The organism is Streptomyces sp. NPDC050504 (genome assembly GCF_044458065.1).
Classification (GTDB): Bacteria; Actinomycetota; Actinomycetes; order Streptomycetales; family Streptomycetaceae; genus Streptomyces.
Map to the genome: position 1 here is coordinate 172,388 of NZ_JBITHO010000003.1, position 18,420 is coordinate 190,807.

Sequence of the window (18,420 nt, forward strand, 5' to 3'; positions counted from 1 at the left end):
TTGCTGGTCAGGGGCCTTCAACCACCTCGGTGGGTGTGGGATTTGAACCCACGGTGACTCGCGCCACGACGGTTTTCAAGAGGGTGCTGCGGAAAGCATCCCTACCGTGGCTGACCTGCGCGTCCCCCGCTCCCCGGCCCTCTCGCGATGCCCTCCGGTCCACATCTGGTCCACTGACGGCGACTTGCGGCGTCAGGCGGCGTCAGGCGGCAACAGGGAGAGCCCGGAGCCGGTCGCGGAACTCGTGTACGGCCGGTGCGGTGGCGTGCGGTTCGAGGTGGCCGCTGAACTTCTTCAGGCGTACGTGCGCCCGGTCCGACCGCACCTTGCTCTCCAGCAGCGCCAGGCCGACGTTCGCGGCGTCCAGGGCGCCGTCGAGGTCACGTGCTGCCAGACGCGCGGTCGCAAGGCGTCCGGACCGTACGGCACGGTCGCGGGGAACAGCCTGCTCGACTGCCACGGCCAGAGCGCTAGTCGCTTTCTCCGGGTAGCCGGAGCGCAGCATGATCTTTCCCTCGGTGGACTTGAGCTGCGCTTCGCCGTACCAGCCGAGCCAGTCGGGGCAGTCTCCCTCGCGGTGCGTGCTCCAGAGGTCGTAGGCCTGGTTCAACGCCTTGCCCGCCGCCTCGTGCTGACCGTCTCGCGACAGCGCTTCGGCCTGATGCAGGTAGAGGTACGAAGACGCACCCGGCGGCATGGCGGCCGGCGCGTTGTCGATCGCCGTGCCGATGAGCTTCACGCGTGTCGCGGTGTCGCCGATGTCGGAGACGTGGACGCCCATCTCGGCCAGCACGAAGGCGCCGAAGCCGTCGTCCTTCCCGGTGCGCGCGCTGCGCAAGGCGCCCACGTAGTAGCGCTGTCCCAGGGAACGAAGCCCCTTGTCGTAGGCCATCCAGCCAGCGAGGTACGAGACCCTCGCCGCCGTTCCGTAGAGCCGTCGCTCGACGGCCCCGGTGTAGCTGGCGTTGCCGAGCAGACTGGTGACGAGTGCGAGATCGCTGGTCGCCTGGTCCAGGAGGCGCGCCCCGCCCATCTGGTCATCGAGCGTACGGAGCGTTTCGACGCGGCGCTCGATGGTGGAAACCATCTCGTCCGTCACGCGGTCTCCTTCGAGCGCCGAGGCGAACGCCTCTGGTGCCTCGACCCAGTTGGCGGCAACGCCGGTCAACGCGGCACCGGTGATGGACAGGAAACCTCGACGATCCATGTGCCCACTCCTGACGAGATCAGCGAATACTTTCACGGTACCCGCCGGGGTCCATGGCGCGATAAGAGCAGTCGACTCCCAAGCGGGGAGCCACCGCGGCCACGACTCCGTGCGCACGTAGTCGTAGGGAACTCCGAGCAGATCCGCGAGCACTGTTCGAGCATCGGCGTCGGGCTCTTGGCCCTGCTCCCACTTCCACACGGTGGTGCGATTGGTCGCCAGCGGTATGCCCAGCTCAGCGCCACGTTCACGCATGAGCCTGGCTAACTCGTTCTTCCCCCACCCTCTGACCTGCCGCACGTACGTCAGCGGGTGCAGGGCTAACGGGTCAGACATTCCACCCTCCCCTCAAATCGTAGCCAGCAGGTTACTCCCGGTAGGAGAAACGGGGGGTTTCTACGCCCGGGGGAACCCCCTGGAAACGTTCTCCTGCTGATGCGGCCGACCTTGAATGGTCAACGCACCGCGTGGTGTTGGTGGCCCCGGCAGGTGTTCCCCTCGCAGCGGATCGCAGGCCGAGCCCCCGCACTACTGCGGCCCGCTGCCCCCTCCCCCTCTGTGTCAGGAGGTCGTCATGCCCAAGGCCCAGTCCTCGCCGCGCGACGGAATGCGGCCGTTGAACACAGCGCTGATCCGTGCCCCTTCGCAGACTGTTCTGGCTGCTCTTCGTCGGTGGCGCACTGAGGTCGGCAGGCCCGGCACATACCCGGTCGACCACTCGGGGTACGAACAACACCCCTTGATCAACCGGAAGGTTCGCGACGGGCAAGCAGGGATGAAGGCATCCTCCAGGCCGTCACTCACGAACTGCACAGTGACGGAGTGATCCGCGTCGCGCACATCCGTCCGAAGTGCGGCATCGAATGGACCACCAGGGCCGAGCACATCGAGGCCACGCCGTGAGGGTTCTCTTACGCGGCTGGAGACAGCGTCTCGCCGGCCTGCTCTACCTCGTGGCGGTCACCTTCGTCGTGGTCGCCCTGGCACTCGCCGGTGAACCCATCGACTGACCACCATCCTCAGCTCCTCGGCGGCTCCGGAAGGCACGGAGTCGGGCGAGGTACGCCCTCACAGGGCTGGGCCGACAGCCGTTGGCCCTGGTCGACCAGGAATGGGAGATACCCGGATGACAGCGCAGAAGGAAGACCTCCTGATCGGAGTCGAGAGTCTGATCGAGGTCCAGAACCGCTTCACCGCCGAAGCGGCGGAGTCCGACCCCACCGGAACCTCGGCGGGGGACGACGGCGACAACCGCGACGGCTTGAACCTCCCCCAGGAGTAGCGCCACCAGCACGCAGAAGCACCACCGGGGCCCGTCGTCCGCGGCGGGCCCCGCCTTCTCTCCACACCTCAGACCGGAGGAACAGATGCACCACCGCTTCGTCAGCGCGCTCGAAAAGGCACTGGGCTGGAACGGGCCCGGCCTGCTCGGCACAGCCTTCGTCCGGGGAACGATCGAAGATCCCGAACTGCTCGACCGCCTAATGAACCCCGCCAAGCTGCTGGACCTCGTGATGCGCCGCAGCCTCTCCACGCCGCAGTTCCGCATCTTCCAGGACGGTTCCGAACTGCACCCCGGCCGCTACATCACCCCGTCCGTCACCCGGCGGGGGCAGGCCATCCCCATGGCGGACATGCGCCGTGTCGGTGCGTTGATGCGTGAGGGATGCACGATGGTCCTGGACGAGGTGGACTTCTTCGACCCGACGATGGAAGCCGCGTGCCGTGCGCTCCAGTGGTGGGCCCACGAGCTGGTCCAGGTGAACACGTACCTCACCACGCAGGACGCCGGCGGCTTCAAGCTCCACTGGGACGACCACGACGTCGTCATCGTCCAGCTCGCCGGCCACAAGAGCTGGGAGGTCCGCGGCGCCTCGCGCAAGGTGCCGATGTACCGGGACGCGGCTCCCAACTCCGAGCCCAGCGAAGAGATCGTGTGGCAGGGAGTCATGCGGCCCGGCGACGTCATGCACATCCCGCGCGGGTTCTGGCACCAAGCAACCCGGGCCGACCAGGGCGACGGCTACAGCCTCCACGCCACCTTCGGCATCGTGAAGCGCGTCGGCGTGAACTGGCTGGACTGGCTCGCCGATCGTTCCCGCACGAAGGAGCTGTTCCGGTACGACCTGGACCGCTGGAACTCCCCCAGCCAGTGGGAGGGGCAACAGCGGCTCCTGGCGGACGCCGTCGCCGGGATGGCTGCCGAACTGTCGCCGCAGGACTTCCTCGACGCCCGCGAACGGGAACGCCGCGCCGCGCGGCACGTGCCCGCCACCGGACTGTTCGGCAAGCCCTCGTCGGTCGTCTGCATCACCGACTTCGAGCCCGTGATCGAGCAGCATCGCGACACGGTCGACGTCCTCGCGGCGGGCAAGAAGCTCTCCTTCGCCAATAAGGCGTACCCCGCGCTCGCCCTGCTGCTGAGCGGCCACCCCGTCGAGATCGCAACCGCCGCCGAAACGACCGGCGTCGACGTGGAACGGCTCGCCGAGATTCTGGTGGAGGAGGAACTGTGCACGGAACTGACGCCCGCCTTGTCCTCGGCCTACACCGGTCTCGTCACCAACGGAACATCCTGACGGCCGCGCTCGATCTCGGCGTCACAGCGCTGGACACCGCTGCCCCCTATCTCGGCTTCCGCTCGCACAGCGTGCTGGCCGAATCCGCAGCCGACCTGCTGACGAAGTTCGACGTGTCCACGAAGGTGGGATTCTTCCAAGGCGCCCAAGGCAGTGAGCACTCCCTCGATCCGGCTCGCCTGCGCCTGGCTGTCGAGAAGGCGAACAGGGAACTTGGAGTCGAGCCCGACACCGTGCTCCTTCACAACCCTGAGCGGAGCCTCGTGGGCCTGTCTCCCGCTGAGGGTCACGACCTGCTCGGGGCAGCGTGCGCGACGCTCAACGGCATGGCCCAAGAGGGGCGTTGCCGGGCCTGGGGGATGTCTTCCTGGGACCCTCGGCCACTCGCCGCGCTCCGACTGAATGGCTTTCCGTCCCCGGACGTCCTCATGGTCCGGGCCGGGTTCCTCGTCGGGATCGACATCCTCGACGCTGCGGACCACCTCCGTACCAACTGGCGGGCCACCGAGACGTGGGGAATGAGCCCCTTCGGCGGGGGCGGCGAGCAGGTGTGGGAAGGCTTCGACCCACGGCCCTTCCTACGACCGCCGCACGTCGGCCTCTCCCGCGTACAGGCTGCGTTCCGTGCCGCGTTCCACCTGCCCGAAACCGCCGCCGTGGCGGTCGGCACCGACGACCCCGGTCACCTCGCGCAGCTCGTCCAAGCCCTGGGTGCAGAGATCGACGCCTCCGCTGTCAGCCAGTACCTGGACGTGCTCCGCGACCGTCGTCAGGACTGAAGCTCGACCACCAGGCGCTCGGCCTCCTTGCGGGCGGGCGTCAGCAGCGGGTCTTCCTCGTACGCATGCGGGCCGACGATCTTCGCCAGGAAGAACAACGCCATCAACCGGCCGTCCCTGCTCTCCAAGTCCGCGCGCCTCTCCCGGTGAACGCGGTCCGCGAGCGCGGGGACGGCGAGCGCGTTGCCCCACAACGTGGCGGCGTCCAGGCCGCGCGGCGCCATGCCCCAGTCCTCCCAGTCGATGATCGAGAACTCGGGCCCCATCACGTTGGCCCACGTGAGATCGGCGTGCGCGGGAGCCCATCGCTCGATCCGCGTATCGGCCACCCCCGGGAAGACCTCCCCGAGCGTCCGCGTCACCAGCTCCTGCGTGATCGTCACCGTGTCCGGGGTCGCGATCCTCGGTGTCTGCTGTACGGCGAGCGCGTCCAGGGAAGCGTTCAGCTCTGCCCACCACGCTTCTGGCAGGTCCGGGTCTTCGAGCACCAGGGCGCCCTTCCCCACGGACGGCGACGCGATCAGTTCCAGCTCATCGGCACGCCACATCACCGGCTCGCCCAGCTCGCGCCACGCCAAACCCCGGTACCACTCAGGCATGGACACGCCTTGCAACACAGCGGCGGCCTCGGTCCCGTTCCACCCCTGCGGCCCGATCCGCTCGAACCCCCGGCGCTCGATGCGCACCCACGTCCCTTGCTCCGTACGACCGCCCAGGGAACGGCGCTTGCGCACCAGGGCGTCCCGGTCCAACCGGATGTGCAGGGCTTGTTCCACCAACTCCAGCACGTGATCGACGGACTGACGGCGAAGATCCACGCGAGCAGCGACGGGCAGGGGTTCAGTCATCACGACCTCCTCGGCGAGCGGGAAACCGTAGCAGTCCCAGGGCAGAGCAACTTCCCGTTTCGCGGGTGTCTCGTCCATCACGAGAGGCCAGAGATCTCGCAGAGGGTGCTGGAAGCTGGCTGGGCGGGGCAACAGACGTCTATTGGGAGCGGCAAACAGCTCGGGGCGACCCCCCGCACGCGGGGACCATAGCTAGCAGGCCTCGATGATCGCGCCCTAGCCTGGACCATCTCCGCCTGCGCGGAGCGGACTCCATCTCGTCCCAGCCGGCGCGGCGCAAGAACGGACCACCCCCGTACGGACGGGGACGAGGCTTGTTGAGCATGGGTTTTGGCGGGTGAGGGAGCTGTCTTCGAACGACCGACGATCAGTTGACCTTCCACGCCTGGGGCGGGTCGGCGCACGCCAACCGCCTCATCCAGGAGGGTCTGGAAGCCGAGGACGAGTGACGATCCTGGCCCACGTATGGCCCACACACCCTGGTCAAAGGCGGTACAGGGCCGGTCCTGGGTGAGACGGGGCGAACAGGAAGGGCGCGGACCCGGATCGGGTTCGCGCCCTCTGACCTGCTACTTCTCTGACCTGCTGCGGTGAGTGTGGGATTTGAACCCACGGTGACATCGCTGCCACGACGGTTTTCAAGACCATCCGGTTGCCCGTAGCAAAAGGGCTTCCGACCTGCGGGGCAGGCCAATCGGTCCGCCTCACAGGCGTCTTGTTGGCCAGAGGATGGCCACGTGCCCCTTCAAACGCTCTCCCTCCTGCCCCTACGGGAGTCGTGCCAGCGGCAGCATGAGGTCGTGAAGGGCCAGGCCCCTGGGATCGCGTGTTTCGAATGGCGCCAGATGGACGCGGCAGCGATGACCACCCCTCGGTTTTTTCGCCAATTCACACAAAACGGTTGCAGCGGCACTCCAGGAGCGTGATCCTTGACGGTACCCCTTAGTCGTAAATCAGAAAGACAAACATGAAGAACTCTTTCAGTGAGTATTACACGCCGAACGATAGAGACTATGAAGAATTCATCAGGGAAGGATTGATTGTCCTCGACGCAAACGTCCTACTGGCGCCATATCGACTAGACGCCGAGACCAGAGGCCAAGTTTTTTCCGTATTGGGCGACCTGCAAGAGCGGATCTGGGTCCCCTACCAAGCAGGGTGGGAGTTTTTCCAGAATCGACCAAATGTGATCAGTGGAGAGGATAAAGTTTACAACAACATACAAAAGCCTCTCAATGACGCGAAGGAGAAGATTGAAGAACACCTCAAGACGCTCTCCGCTCATCCCGTTGTGACCGATGCAGAGAAATCAAAAATCATACGTCACATCAGTGACGCCATTGACCTAGTAAAGAATCTGAGTGAGGGTCGCGACGAAAAGCTCGAAGATGCCCTGCGTGCGGATTCCATCCTTGAAAAGTGGGAGTCCCTTCTAGACGGGCGCATGGGGGAACCACCATCGGAAGAAGTTAAATCAAAGTACGAAGAGGAGGCCGCGAGGCGTTACGAACAAGAGATACCGCCGGGCTATCTCGACAAGAAGAAAGAGGAAAATAAGCACGGGGACGCAATCCTTTGGTTCGAACTTATAGATTACCTAAAGTCACTGCCGGGCAACAAAAAGGTCCTACTAATCACAAATGACGTGAAGGAGGATTGGTACAGGAAGCAGAGCGGTAGAACGATTGGCCCTCGCGTAGAACTGGTCCGGGAAATGCAGAAAGCTGGATTCACGTACTATCAGCAGCGACTTCCCGCGTTCCTCAGTCGCAGCTCAAGGGTTCTTCATAAGCCGGTTTCCCAGGAAGCGATTCGACAAGTCACCCGCGCCTCCTCGTTCGATCCGCAAATATACCTTGATTACGAACACGCGGTATTCTCGATACTGAAGGAAGTTTTTCTAGGGCTGCAAGCGACCAACCAACACGCCGAGATCGCACCCGATTTCCTGCTCAAAGAGCGCACACACGGAAGGATCGGTGTCGAAGTCAAGCATGCGTCACGCCTACTGACTTTTAACTTCGCAGCCCAGGCACAGGCAATCGCGACGGCCGCAGACTTGTCTGGACTTCTTATTGTCTCTCCAGCAGGCTTTACCGCTAAAGCCAAACACTTCCTTAAGGTCGCCCCCGACAGTACGGTTATCCACCATGTCACGTGGGAGCTTGGCGACTCCCCCGATAAGCTGATCTCCGCCTTCCTTCGAGTCATGAGAGAAGTCGGCGTTCGCAGCTCCAGCGATGATGATCTATGACATTCTCGGCGGTTGGCTCGACTCGATGCAGCCCCAGAAATCCCTTCAATGGATTTTATGGGTACCACAGTTGTCCGGCAGGCCGCTGAGTCATCCATCCGGACAGTCGATCGACGTCGACTGCCAACTGAGTCGGAACAGCACGAAGGGCCCGTCAGGGCATGATCTAAGGTCGTTCGTGGCCGTTCATACCCATAAGCGTAGCGGGCAGGCAGGGCCGCCATACTCAACTTCGCTACAGCGGCCTGGCAGTGGGGGCCTCTGATCGGCCTGGGTTGGCCAAGCAAGAGGAGGAGCCCACGGGCCGTGAATCCTGGCCGCAGGTTGGCCGCACGCGCTGGTCAACAGTGGGACACAGCCGGAACAGGGTGGGACACGGTCATGCAGAAGGGGTGCCCCTCTGGAGAGGGGCACCCCTTCTGACCTGCAAGCCTCTGACCTGCTACGCGGTGGGTGTGGGATTTGAACCCACGGTGACTCGCGCCACGACGGTTTTCAAGACCGTTCCCTTAGGCCGCTCGGGCAACCCACCCCGCGCCACCTGCCGCGTGCGGCTCGTGGTGGCGCGGGGACAGACTATCGGGTCCGGGTCAGTCGTCGCCCTCACGCTGGCCCAGGGTCAGCTCCACGGTCTGCTGCTTGCCGTCGCGCTCGAAGGTGACCTTGACCTTGTCGCCCGGCTTGTACGTCCAGATCTCGCCGATCAGCGTGGGGCCGCTGTCGATCACCGTGTCGTTCAGCCTGGTGATGACGTCGCCCGCCTTCAGGCCTGCCTTCGCCGCCGGGCCGTTCGGGGTGACCGCGGGGCCGCCGCCCTGGCCCTGGGTCGGGATCGTGGCGCCGTCCAGGTTCTTGCGCGAGACGTCGACCGTCGCGCCGATCACCGGGTAGACCGGCTTGCCCGTCTTGATCAGCTGCTCCGCGACGTTCTTCGCCTGGTTGATCGGGATCGCGAAGCCGAGGCCCACCGAGCCCGCCTGCGACTGGCCGAAACCGCCGCCGCCCGGCGACTGGATCGCGGAGTTGATGCCGATCACCGCGCCGCGCGCGTCGAGCAGCGGGCCGCCCGAGTTGCCCGGGTTGATCGAGGCGTCCGTCTGGAGCGCGCTCATGTACGAGTTCTTGTTGCTCTGGCCGTCGCCCGACGCCACCGGCCTGTCCTTGGCGCTGACGATGCCCGTCGTGACCGTGTTGGAGAGGCCGAAGGGCGCGCCGATCGCGATGGTCGAGTCGCCGACCGCGACCTTGTCGGAGTTGCCGAGCGGCAGCGGGGTCAGGCCCGCCGGGGGGTTCTTGAGCTTCAGGACGGCCACGTCGTAGCCCTGGGCGCGGCCGACCACCTCGGCCGCGTACTTCTTGCCGTTCGAGAACGTCGCGGAGACCTCGCCGCCGTTCGCCGCCGACGCCACCACGTGGTTGTTGGTGAGGATGTGGCCCTGCTGGTCGTAGACGAAGCCGGTGCCCGTGCCGCCCTCGCCGTCGCCCGCCGACGCCTGGATGGTGACGACGCTGGGCAGCGCCTTGGCCGCGACGCCCGCGACCGTGCCGGGCTCGCGCTTCAGGTCCGCCGGGCTGTCGCCCGCCGAGACCGTGGTCGAACCGCTCGACTCGACGCGGTCGTTGCGGTCAGCGGCCCAGTACCCGATGCCGCCGCCGATGCCGCCCGCGACCAGGGCCGCGGCGAGGACCGTCGCGACCAGGCCGCCCGCGCGCTTGCGCGGTGCGTCCGACGGGGCGGGCGCGGAGGCGCCCCACACGGGACCGCCGCCACCACCGGACGCGCCACCGCCGCCGTACGCGCCGCCACCGCCGCCGTACGGGTCACCGCCGGTGCCGCCCGCGCCGTACGCGGGCTGCGCCGGGGGCGGGGGAGGCCACGCCGCGTCCGCCGGGGGAGGGGTCGGCGGAGCGGCGGGGTTCACGGGGGCGGCGGCCACGGGCGGAGCCGCCGGGGCCGGGGGAGCGGCCGGGGGCGCGGCGGGGGCCTGGGTCTGCGGCGCGGCCGGGGGCGCGGCCGGGGCGTGGGTCTGCGGCGCCGTCGGGGGCTGCGGCGCCGCAGAGGACTGGGGGTGCGGCCGCGCGGGCTGCTCGCTCACCGGCTCGGCCGCGGCAAAGGCGCCTGCGGGCTCACCGGCGGGCGCGGCCGCGGGCGCCGGGGGCGCTGACGGGACGCTGGGGGCGACCGGGGGCGTCGGACCCGCGTTCGTACCCGCGTTGGTGCCCTCGTTCTCGGTGCTCACAGCTCTCTCTCCTCGGTTCCACGGCTGATCTCGGGCTGATCTCGGCTGGTCTCGGCATGAGGTCGGTACGAGTTCCCGCTGTGCACGTGTCTGTCATAAAGCTTTTCCCACGGGGCGTCAGACCACGGTAAGCGGGACCTGTGTATCCGCCTGCCATCCTTTATCTCCGACAAAACGGGCGCATCCCCAGTGCGTCCGACCGCTCCGCCCTGCCACCATGACGCGGTGACCCATGCACGGCAGCAAGACACGCACTCCGCGATCCAGGTGGTCGCCCACCGCGGCGCGTCGGAGGACGCGCCCGAGCACACCCTGGCCGCCTACAAGAAGGCCATCGAGGACGGGGCGGACGCCCTTGAGTGCGACGTGCGCCTCACGGCGGACGGCCACCTCGTCTGCGTCCACGACCGCCGGGTGAACCGCACGTCCAACGGCCGCGGCGCCGTCTCCGCCCTGGAGCTCGCCGACCTCGCCGCGCTCGACTTCGGCTCCTGGAAGGACCCGGACGAGAGCCCCGACTGGGACCGCGACTTCACCTCCGTACTCACCCTGGAGCGCCTGCTCGAACTCGTCGCGGACGCGGGCCGCCGCATCGAACTGGCCATCGAGACCAAACATCCGACGCGCTGGGCCGGACAGGTCGAGGAGCGGCTGATGCAGACCCTGAAGAGGTTCGGTCTCGACGCACCGGATCCGGACGACTCCCCGGTACGGATCATGAGCTTCTCGGCGCGTTCGCTGCACCGCGTCGCGGCCGCGGCGCCCACCATCCCCACCGTCTACCTGATGCAGTTCGTGACGCCCAGGCTGCGCGACGGGCGGCTGCCCGCCGGGGCCCGCATCGCGGGGCCCGGCATCCGGATCGTCCGCAACCACCCCGGCTACATCGCCCGGCTGCACCGCGCGGGCCACCGCGTCCACGTCTGGACCGTCAACGAGCCCGAGGACGTCGAGCTCTGCGCCCGCCTCGGCGTCGAGGCGATCATCACCAACCGCCCCAGGCAGGTGCTGACGCAGCTGGGGCGCGCATAGCGGCCCCTGTCCGGACATTGCCCGTCTGTTCACCCCGTAGTACCCGGCCGTACCTGGCAGAGGCGGTTCTCCGCCACGTATCCAGAAGGAGCTGTCGAAAACAGGCCCAGCAGAGAGATCCCCCGTGCACCACCACAAGAACACCGGGGCCGAGAAGGCCCCTTCCCCCGCCTCGTCGCCCTCCCCCGGACCGCGGCGCGCCCTCGACGCCGTGCTCGGCCTCCAGGCCACGGCCGGGAACGCCGCGGTCCTCCAGATGCTCCGCCGGGGCGGGCACCCCGGGGCGCAGCCCGAGCAGCACCAGCACACAGGCGGCTGCGGACACCAGACGGAACAGGCGGGACAGACGGAACAGGCCGACCGGGCGAACCAGGCCGCCGTGCAGCGCTCCGCCGTCCACGACGTCCTGCGCACCGGCGGCCGCCCCCTGGACGAGGGGACCCGCAGCGACATGGAGGCGCGCCTGGGCGCCGACTTCTCCGACGTACGGGTCCACACGGACAGCGCCGCGAAGGCGTCCGCCGCGGCGGTCGGTGCCCGTGCGTACACCTCCGGTTCCCATGTGGTCATCGGCGAGGGCGGCGGCGACAAGCACACCCTGGCCCACGAGCTGACCCACGTCATCCAGCAGCGGCAGGGCCCGGTCGCGGGCACGGACGACGGGAACGGCCTGAAGGTCTCCGACCCGTCCGACCGCTTCGAACGCGAGGCCGAGGCCAACGCCACCCGCGTCATGAGCGGCGCCGCCCCCGTGCAGCGCGCCGGGTCCGCCGCAGGACCGGCCGGGACCCCCGCGACCGGTTCCGTACAGCGCGCGGTCCACCAGGAGCCCAGCTACGTGGCGGAGGTCGCCAACAAGAAGTCCCTCACCAACCGGGGCGACATCGAGACCGAGGAGAGCGGCGGGGAGACCTGCGTCCGGGTCTACCAGACCGTCTTCCAGCCGGTCCCCGTGTCGGACGCCAAGAAGGGCTTCAAGGACGTCCACCAGCACGAGGACGGCGCCATCGACCTCGTGAACCAGAAGGACGGCGCCTGGCTGAACATGGGCCGTCCGTGGCGCTCCATGCACTACATGCGCACGTACCAGGACCAGAAGAACCGCGGCAAGACGAAGGGCGCCATCGACTCGAAGACCACGTCGATGGTCCGCTCGTTCCTGGTCCCGCTCTACGTCTACCAGCAGGTGACCAACAACGCGGTCAGCGAGGCGCAGACCAAGGACGTCACCGACACGCGCAAGCTGAACCAGAACGTCGACAAGTCGAAGGACTCCGACCAGTACGAGGTCAGGGGCGACTGGCTCCAGCAGGTGTCCGCCTTCGCGGTCGGCGGGAGCCTCGTCACCTACGTCCCCGACCACCTCGTGGGCGGCGTCGACCCGGGCGGCCGCAACGGCCGGATCGAGCCGATCAGCACGCTGCTCAAGCGGCTCAGCATGCCGGACTTCCAGGACTTCCCCGAGTACCGGGCCGAGGGCGACCGCAACGACGGCCTCGTGCTGTCCATGGAGGAGGAGAAGGCGGGCAAGACGCAGGAGCAGCAGATCAAGGTGCTCACCGAGCTCCGGAACAACGCCTTCCTGAAGGACGACGCCGTCGCGGGGAACAAGGGCGCCGCCGCCGCGCGGAGGAAGGCCAGGGCCGAGCTCCAGAAGCTCGCCCGCGTCACGCTGGCCGACGACGACACCGAGGGCTGGGCCGAGCTGCGCGGCAGGGTGGACCGCGCGTTGAACTACGCGGGCATCCCCTCGGTCCTGGAAGCCAACTACAAGCAGGCGAACGAGGCCGCGCTGCAGGAGGACAGCGAGTTCAAGGTCAGGAACTTCAAGAAGTAGGGCACCGGTGCCGACGGCCCCGGCAGGACCGGGGTCCGTCGCGGCGGGCGACCGGACCGGGCGTCCGGTCGCCCGCACCGCCCCGGTGCTCGCGCCCCGTACCTCTCGTACCGCCCGCACCTGCCGTCACAGGGAGTGCCCCGGCGCATTCGGTCCGTGTTCGATCGTCCCGAGTGCGTCACCGACCAGGGGTTGGCCGGTTTCCGGTCCAGTCCATTGGGGCATTGACTCGTTGGCGTGGGGCGAAGGAGGTCTCGGGGGTGGCGTTGGTGGTGGCACAGAAGGTGCCCACGTCGTCGAGCATGGCCGTTCCCCATGGCCCTGCGGGCGTGGGAGAGGCGAGGCACCGGTTGCGCGAGGACCTGCGCAGCACGGGGATGGCCGAATCGGTCGTCGACGATGCCGTACTGATCCTTTCCGAACTGCTCAGCAATTCCTGCCGGCACGGCAGGCCGCTGGGGCGCGGCGAGGTCGGCGACGGCGATGTCAGGGCCGCGTGGCACGTGGACGGAGCGGGCGGGCTGACCGTAGAGGTGACGGACGGGGGCGGTCCGACCCGACCGGTTCCGGCCACACCGTCGGTGACAGCGCACGGCGGCAGGGGGCTCACCATCATCGGCGCCCTCGCCCAGGAGTGGGGCGTACGGGACAACGCCGCGGGCGAGGTCACCGTCTGGGTGCTCGTCACGGAGGGGCACCGGCGCGAGGACTTCGCTACGCGCGTCACGGGCCCGTCCGCCGCGGCAGCGACCGCGGCCGCTGCCGGTGGCGGTGGTGGCGGCGGCTACGACGGGCGGGGCGGGTACGACCTCCTGGACGCGTACGAGGACCTGGACTGACGCCGACGAGGCCGCACGGGGCCGCGCGGCCCGGACTCCCAGAGGACGTACGGGGCCGCACGGCTGGAACCCGCGAGGACGTGCGGAGCCGCGCGGCCCGGACTCCCGAGGACGTGCGGGGCCGCGCGGTCTGAACCCGCGTGGACGTGCGGGGCCGCGTCCGGCCCGAGCTGATGAGGCCCGGCGCGCCCCGTTCCGGCTAGGCTCGCGCCCGACACTGCACCGCCGTACGCACTCGGGAGAAAGCCTCACATGGCCAAGAAGCGTCCCCAGACCAAGGCCGCCGGGAAGCCGCAGCTCAAGGATGGCGAGATCCCGGTCGTCGGGGCCCGCGAACCGTGCCCGTGCGGCTCCGGCCGCCGCTACAAGGCGTGTCACGGCCGTGCCGCCGCGCACGCCGTGACCGAGCTGGTCCAGCGCCCCTTCGACGGGCTGCCGGGCGAGGCCGACTGGGTGGCCCTGCGCGAGCTGGTGCCCGCGGCGACGGTGGAGCTCACGCTCAAGGACGGGCTGCCCGACGGCGTGCCGTCCGTACAGCTGGCGACCGTCCTCCCGATGGCCTGGCCCGCACTGCGCCGCGACGACGGCACCGTCCTGCTCGCGCTCCAGAACGACACCTCGTCCGGCGACCTGAGCCGCGACCTGGCCGACACCCTGGGGCGCGCGCTGACCGCCGAGCCGGGCAGCCCGGTCGCCGCCGGGCGCGCCGACGCGGACGGTCCGCGCCTCCAGGACCTCCTCGACGCGGACGCCGCTTTCGAGCCGGTCGTGCACACGGGCTTCGAATTCTGGATTCCGGACGCGGAGAACGCCACGCCCGAGGTGTCCGCCTCACTGGAACGCGCCAATGAGGCGGCGATCCCGACCGTGAAGCTCGCCGGGGTGGACGCCGCCTACTGGTGCGAGACGCCCGAGAAGAACCACCTGCGCTGGGTGATGCTGCACCCCGAGGAGAAGCTGCTCGACGCGCTGGCCCGGCTGCACGCGGCCGGTCTGTCCTCGCTCGGCGAGGGAACGCGCCTGGTCGGGTCGTTCCGCGCGCACGGTCTCGTGGTCCCCGTCTGGGACCTGCCGACCGGCATGGGCGCCGACGAGTGCGAGAAGCCGGCGGCCGCGTTCGCCGAGCGCCTGGCGGGTGCGCTGGCCGAGCCGACCCCGCTGACGGCGGACGAGCGGCGGGCGCGCGGCGGGCTCACCAACCGCCAGGTGACCCTCAGCTGACGGTGACGAAGCGGGACAGATGCCGGTGACTCCGGTCACAACTCCCCGTAATGGCAGGTAAATGCCTGTCCGAATAGCCGAGATCGAATTTGCGAACCGCAGATCTCTTGTTACCGTTCTAGAAGCCCGGTCGCTGGTGCATCCCCCGTCGCCAGCGATCGGGCCCTTTACGTTTCCGGGCGGAGCCCGCCCCGCCCACGGCCGGACCCCGCGTCAACGCTCAGACGGTGCGGCCGAGTTGCTCCCCGACCTCAGCAGCAGCGGCCCCTCGCCCGTCGCGTCGGCGAACTCCGCCACCGCCGTGTACGCCCCCGCCCCGCCGGCCGTCGCCTCACGCGGCGTCTCGCACGCGCCCGGCTCGTCGGCCGCCGTCACCTCGCAGTGGACCCGCACGGTCCGCCCCGCGGGAGCCATCAGCGTGAGTACGGAGTCGAGTTCCGCGCCGGTCGTGTTCCGGTAGTACGTGCGCGCCCAGGTGTCGCGCCCCTCGGACAGCACGCAGGTCTGCGCCTCGATCCCGTCCGGAGAGGTCAGTTCGGGACCGCACCGGGACGTGGGGCCGAACGGGGGACGCGAGGGGGCGCGGGGCGCGGCGGACGCGGCGGTGGACCCGGCGGGCTCCGCGGGCCTCCCGGGCTCCGCGTCGGACGTCCCGGACCCGAGCAGGGGGTCCAGGACGGGGTCGAGCCCGGACCCGGTTTCCGAACCGGATCCGGCCTGTCCTGCGGAGGCGGCCAGCGGCAGCAGCGCGGTGCACACCACCACCGTCGCGAGCCCGATCATGCGGAGATTCATGGTCTGCCGAAGATATCGGCGCGAACGCGGCAGCCGGGCTGCCGCGCGCCCAATTCCCGCAGATCCGGTGCCCGCTCACACCCGTACGAGTGAGGGCTGCCCTTCCCGCAGTCCTCCCCGCGCACGCGGGTGCGTCGGCGCGCCGGTCAGTACGCGAGCCTGCTTCCGCCGTCCGGCGTGCTGACGCTCGCCTCGACGAGCGCCTCCACAACGGCCTCCACGTCGGGCAGCCACGGCGTCGCGGAGCCCTCCAGCGGGGCCCGCTCCCAGCGCACCTGGCCCGCGCCGGTCTCGGACGGCGGCAGCATCAGATAGCCGCCCTCGCCGTGGAACCGCAGCGAGCCCGGCACCCAGTCCTGGGTGTGCAGCAGCTCGCCCAGCTGCTCCAGGGAGTACGGGGCGACCAGCAGCGACCACCGGGTGGGCGTCGCCACGACCGGGCCGAGCCGCACGTCCATCGCGTCGAGCGCGGCCAGCGCCCGCGCGCCCGCCATCGCGGGCAGGCTCACCGCGCACGGGGCGTGCCCGCCGGTGGCGAGCACGACGGGGGCGGTCGGGCGGTTGGTCCACCACCAGCGGACCATGCGCTCGTCGGTCGAGGCCGCGAGCAGCCCCGGGTCGAAGGGGTGCGCCCCGGGCACGGCGCACTCGGGGTCGGGGCAGGCGCAGCCGCGCCCGCGGTCGCCGCGGCCGCCCGCAGACTTCAGCCCCACGCCGGGGAGCACCGGCCACTGCCATGCGACGGCGCAGGTCAGCGCCGCTTCGAGCTGGGCAGGACTCCCCTTGCGCCAGAACCGGAGCCTGCGTCGCCTTCCGAGGATCTCGCGCATGAGCGCTCGTTCCTTTCCGTTGAACGCCGAGGTCCACATCACATCACGCGCGTCACGCCGCGTGCACAACACTTCACGGTGCGTACATGCCTTGCCAGGCTGTGCTGTACGGATTCCAGTGCCTCGTGCATGGCGAGGGGTCCGGTGTGCCAGTGCGCTCGCACATGCCGTCCCCGGAGTGCGAAACCCCGCCACTCGGGGGTGTGGGCGCGGCCGTCAGGGGTTAAGACGCCCAGGCCCGGTGCCAGGTTCCTCAGCAGCCGCAACTGCTCTTGCCCTCACCGTTTAGGTACCCAACACGTCGCGAACGACGCCGTGTTGAACGCCCTCAGTCGACCGTGCACCAGCGCTGTCGGGTGCTTTTTCCAGCCAACTTAGCAGTCCCGCAGACACCACAAGTCCCCTATTGACAATGCTGGACATCCCCTTACATGTGCGTGTACATGTGGATCCACTCGTGGCGGCGCAGAATGACATGGGGGTTTGCGATGCTATTTCGGGAAACGCTCCAGCTGGAAAGCCGGCCGGCATGACTACCCCACATCTGCCGAAAGTGGCCGGATTCGATCCGACAGTTCCCGCCCCCGCGCACACTGCCGCGGCGAAGGCCAGGGCGGGCAGCCCCGCGGGACCCGGCGTCCTCATCCAGGACCGGCTGGCCGGCTGGGTCTCGGACCTCACCACGCTCCATGAACTCACCGAGCGCCTGACCAGGACCGGGACCCTCCAGGACGCGCTGCGCGAGCTGCTCGGGGCCGGGTCGGCGCTCGTCGGCGCGCGCCGCGGCCTCGTCGTCCTCGAACCGGCCGACGGACAGGGGCCCGTGACCACCGTCGGCCTCGGGCTCGCCCACGCGGACCTCGGCCACATCGAGACCGTCCCCCGCCACTCCTCCGCGCTCGGCCGGGTGCTCGACGACCTGGACGACCTCGCGAACACCGGCACCGGCACCGGCACCGGCACCGACGGAGCGACGCTGCCCGAGCCGGTCGCCGTGCCCGACCTGCTGGGCGACGAGGCCCTCGACCCGCGCCACCGCGAGGTCGCGGCGCGCCTCGGCTACAGCGCGAGCTACGCCGTGCCGCTCGCCACCGGGACGGCCGGCAAGCTCGGCGCCGCCGTCTGGCTGTACGACGAACCGGCCGAACCCACCGGGCGCCAGCGCCACCTCGTCGGGCTGTACGCCCGCTACGCGTCCGAGCACCTGGCCCGGCTCGTGGAGCTGGAGCGGGCGCGCGCCCGGGTCGCGGACGTCGCCGAGGAACTGCTGCCGAGCAGGCTGCCGCGGGTCTCCGGGGTGCAGCTCGCAGCGCGGCACCGCACGGGACCGCGCGGCGGCGGCGACTGGTACGACGCGCTGCCGCTGCCGGAGGGGGCGCTGGGCCTGACCGTCGGCTCGGTGACCGGTTCGGGGCCGAGCGCGCTGGCCGCGATGGGACGGCTGCGGGCCTCGCTGCGGGCGTACGCGGTGATGGAGGGCGAGGACCCCGTCGCCGTACTGTCCGACCTGGAGCTGCTGCTGCGGCTGACCGAGCCCGCGCGTTCGGCGACCGCGCTGTTCGCCTACTGCGAGCCGGCCCGCCGCAAGATCGTGCTGGCCGGGGCGGGGCACGCGCCGCCGCTGCTGGTCGGCGAGCGGCGCACGGAGTACGTGGAGACCTCGCTGTCGGCGCCGCTGGGGATGCTCTCCTGCTGGGAGGCGCCCAGCGTGGAGCTCTCCCCCGAGCCCGGAGAAACGGTGCTGCTCTACACGGACGGGCTGCTGCGCAGGACCGGGGACCCCATGGACCGGGCCTTCGCGCGGCTGCACGCGGCGGCGGCGAGCGTGCCGAAGGCCGTCAGGGACGACCCCGGGGCCATCGCGGACCACGTGCTGCGGGCCGTGCTGCCCGAGGAGCGGGACGCGGTGGACGACGGGGTGGACGCGGTGCTGCTGGCGGCCCGCTTCGAGTGAGCGGC

14 protein-coding genes and 2 tRNA genes are annotated in these 18,420 nt (G+C 69.4%); 9 read left to right on the forward strand and 7 right to left on the reverse strand.

Features of this window, described 5'->3' with window-relative positions; translation table 11 throughout:
* Nucleotides 1-202: 202 nt before the first annotated feature.
* Nucleotides 203-1,543 carry a transcriptional regulator gene (locus ACIBNE_RS12105; protein WP_399271418.1) on the reverse strand — a complete coding sequence of 447 codons (1,341 nt, stop codon included), beginning with the start codon at nucleotides 1,541-1,543 and terminating at the stop codon, nucleotides 203-205.
* 790 nt (nucleotides 1,544-2,333) lie between these two features.
* Here ACIBNE_RS12105 and ACIBNE_RS12110 point away from each other — a divergent pair.
* The 3 genes from ACIBNE_RS12110 (at nucleotide 2,334) to ACIBNE_RS12120 (ending at nucleotide 4,565) form a co-directional block, all read left to right on the forward strand.
* Nucleotides 2,334-2,489: a hypothetical protein gene (locus ACIBNE_RS12110; RefSeq protein WP_399271419.1), complete on the forward strand. Its 156-nt coding sequence runs from the start codon at nucleotides 2,334-2,336 to the stop codon at nucleotides 2,487-2,489.
* Nucleotides 2,490-2,574: 85 nt separating this feature from the next.
* Entirely contained in the window at nucleotides 2,575-3,786 is a 1,212-nt protein-coding gene (locus ACIBNE_RS12115; protein ID WP_399271420.1) for a JmjC domain-containing protein, read from the forward strand.
* Nucleotides 3,720-4,565 (forward strand): aldo/keto reductase, encoded by an 846-nt coding sequence (locus tag ACIBNE_RS12120; RefSeq protein ID WP_399271421.1) that lies wholly within the window; start codon nucleotides 3,720-3,722, stop codon nucleotides 4,563-4,565. The genes ACIBNE_RS12115 and ACIBNE_RS12120 overlap by 67 nt, the downstream gene beginning before the upstream one ends.
* Here the strand turns inward: ACIBNE_RS12120 and ACIBNE_RS12125 are convergent.
* The gene (locus ACIBNE_RS12125) at nucleotides 4,556-5,413 is read right to left on the reverse strand and encodes a hypothetical protein (protein ID WP_399271658.1); all 858 of its coding nucleotides are present in this window, start codon (nucleotides 5,411-5,413) and stop codon (nucleotides 4,556-4,558) included. The two genes, ACIBNE_RS12120 and ACIBNE_RS12125, sit on opposite strands and share 10 nt — an antisense overlap.
* A gap of 588 nt (nucleotides 5,414-6,001) precedes the next feature.
* Nucleotides 6,002-6,092 (reverse strand) — tRNA-Ser (locus tag ACIBNE_RS12130).
* Between the two features lie 288 nt (nucleotides 6,093-6,380).
* On the opposite strand from ACIBNE_RS12130, the gene ACIBNE_RS12135 reads away from it, so the two are divergent.
* Nucleotides 6,381-7,667, forward strand: coding sequence for a PIN-like domain-containing protein (locus ACIBNE_RS12135; protein ID WP_399271423.1), 1,287 nt, complete (start codon nucleotides 6,381-6,383; stop codon nucleotides 7,665-7,667).
* Nucleotides 7,668-8,114: 447 nt separating this feature from the next.
* Here the strand turns inward: ACIBNE_RS12135 and ACIBNE_RS12140 are convergent.
* Together ACIBNE_RS12140 and ACIBNE_RS12145 are read right to left on the reverse strand one after the other, a co-directional pair.
* Nucleotides 8,115-8,199: transfer RNA gene (locus tag ACIBNE_RS12140), tRNA-Ser, on the reverse strand.
* 58 nt (nucleotides 8,200-8,257) lie between these two features.
* Nucleotides 8,258-9,907, reverse strand: a complete 1,650-nt coding sequence (locus tag ACIBNE_RS12145) for a S1C family serine protease (RefSeq protein WP_399271424.1) — start codon at nucleotides 9,905-9,907, stop codon at nucleotides 8,258-8,260.
* A 225-nt stretch (nucleotides 9,908-10,132) separates the two neighbouring features.
* Here ACIBNE_RS12145 and ACIBNE_RS12150 point away from each other — a divergent pair, with 225 nt between their 5' ends.
* The 4 genes from ACIBNE_RS12150 (at nucleotide 10,133) to ACIBNE_RS12165 (ending at nucleotide 14,836) form a co-directional block, all read left to right on the forward strand.
* Nucleotides 10,133-10,939: a glycerophosphodiester phosphodiesterase gene (locus tag ACIBNE_RS12150; RefSeq protein ID WP_399271425.1), complete on the forward strand. Its 807-nt coding sequence runs from the start codon at nucleotides 10,133-10,135 to the stop codon at nucleotides 10,937-10,939.
* A 124-nt stretch (nucleotides 10,940-11,063) separates the two neighbouring features.
* Nucleotides 11,064-12,776, forward strand: a complete 1,713-nt coding sequence (locus tag ACIBNE_RS12155; protein ID WP_399271426.1) for a DUF4157 domain-containing protein — start codon at nucleotides 11,064-11,066, stop codon at nucleotides 12,774-12,776.
* A gap of 173 nt (nucleotides 12,777-12,949) precedes the next feature.
* Nucleotides 12,950-13,615 carry an ATP-binding protein gene (locus tag ACIBNE_RS12160; protein ID WP_399271427.1) on the forward strand — a complete coding sequence of 222 codons (666 nt, stop codon included), beginning with the start codon at nucleotides 12,950-12,952 and terminating at the stop codon, nucleotides 13,613-13,615.
* Between the two features lie 252 nt (nucleotides 13,616-13,867).
* Nucleotides 13,868-14,836 carry a DUF5926 family protein gene (locus ACIBNE_RS12165; RefSeq protein ID WP_399271428.1) on the forward strand — a complete coding sequence of 323 codons (969 nt, stop codon included), beginning with the start codon at nucleotides 13,868-13,870 and terminating at the stop codon, nucleotides 14,834-14,836.
* A 213-nt stretch (nucleotides 14,837-15,049) separates the two neighbouring features.
* On the opposite strand, the gene ACIBNE_RS12170 is transcribed toward ACIBNE_RS12165, so the two are convergent.
* Both ACIBNE_RS12170 and ACIBNE_RS12175 read right to left on the reverse strand, forming a co-directional pair.
* On the reverse strand, nucleotides 15,050-15,631 hold the full coding sequence (locus ACIBNE_RS12170; RefSeq protein WP_399271429.1) for a hypothetical protein: 582 nt from the start codon (nucleotides 15,629-15,631) through the stop codon (nucleotides 15,050-15,052).
* A gap of 146 nt (nucleotides 15,632-15,777) precedes the next feature.
* Nucleotides 15,778-16,461 carry a bifunctional DNA primase/polymerase gene (locus ACIBNE_RS12175; protein WP_399271430.1) on the reverse strand — a complete coding sequence of 228 codons (684 nt, stop codon included), beginning with the start codon at nucleotides 16,459-16,461 and terminating at the stop codon, nucleotides 15,778-15,780.
* A 412-nt stretch (nucleotides 16,462-16,873) separates the two neighbouring features.
* Here ACIBNE_RS12175 and ACIBNE_RS12180 point away from each other — a divergent pair, with 412 nt between their 5' ends.
* Nucleotides 16,874-18,415 carry a PP2C family protein-serine/threonine phosphatase gene (locus ACIBNE_RS12180; RefSeq protein WP_399271431.1) on the forward strand — a complete coding sequence of 514 codons (1,542 nt, stop codon included), beginning with the start codon at nucleotides 16,874-16,876 and terminating at the stop codon, nucleotides 18,413-18,415.
* Nucleotides 18,416-18,420: the final 5 nt, after the last annotated feature.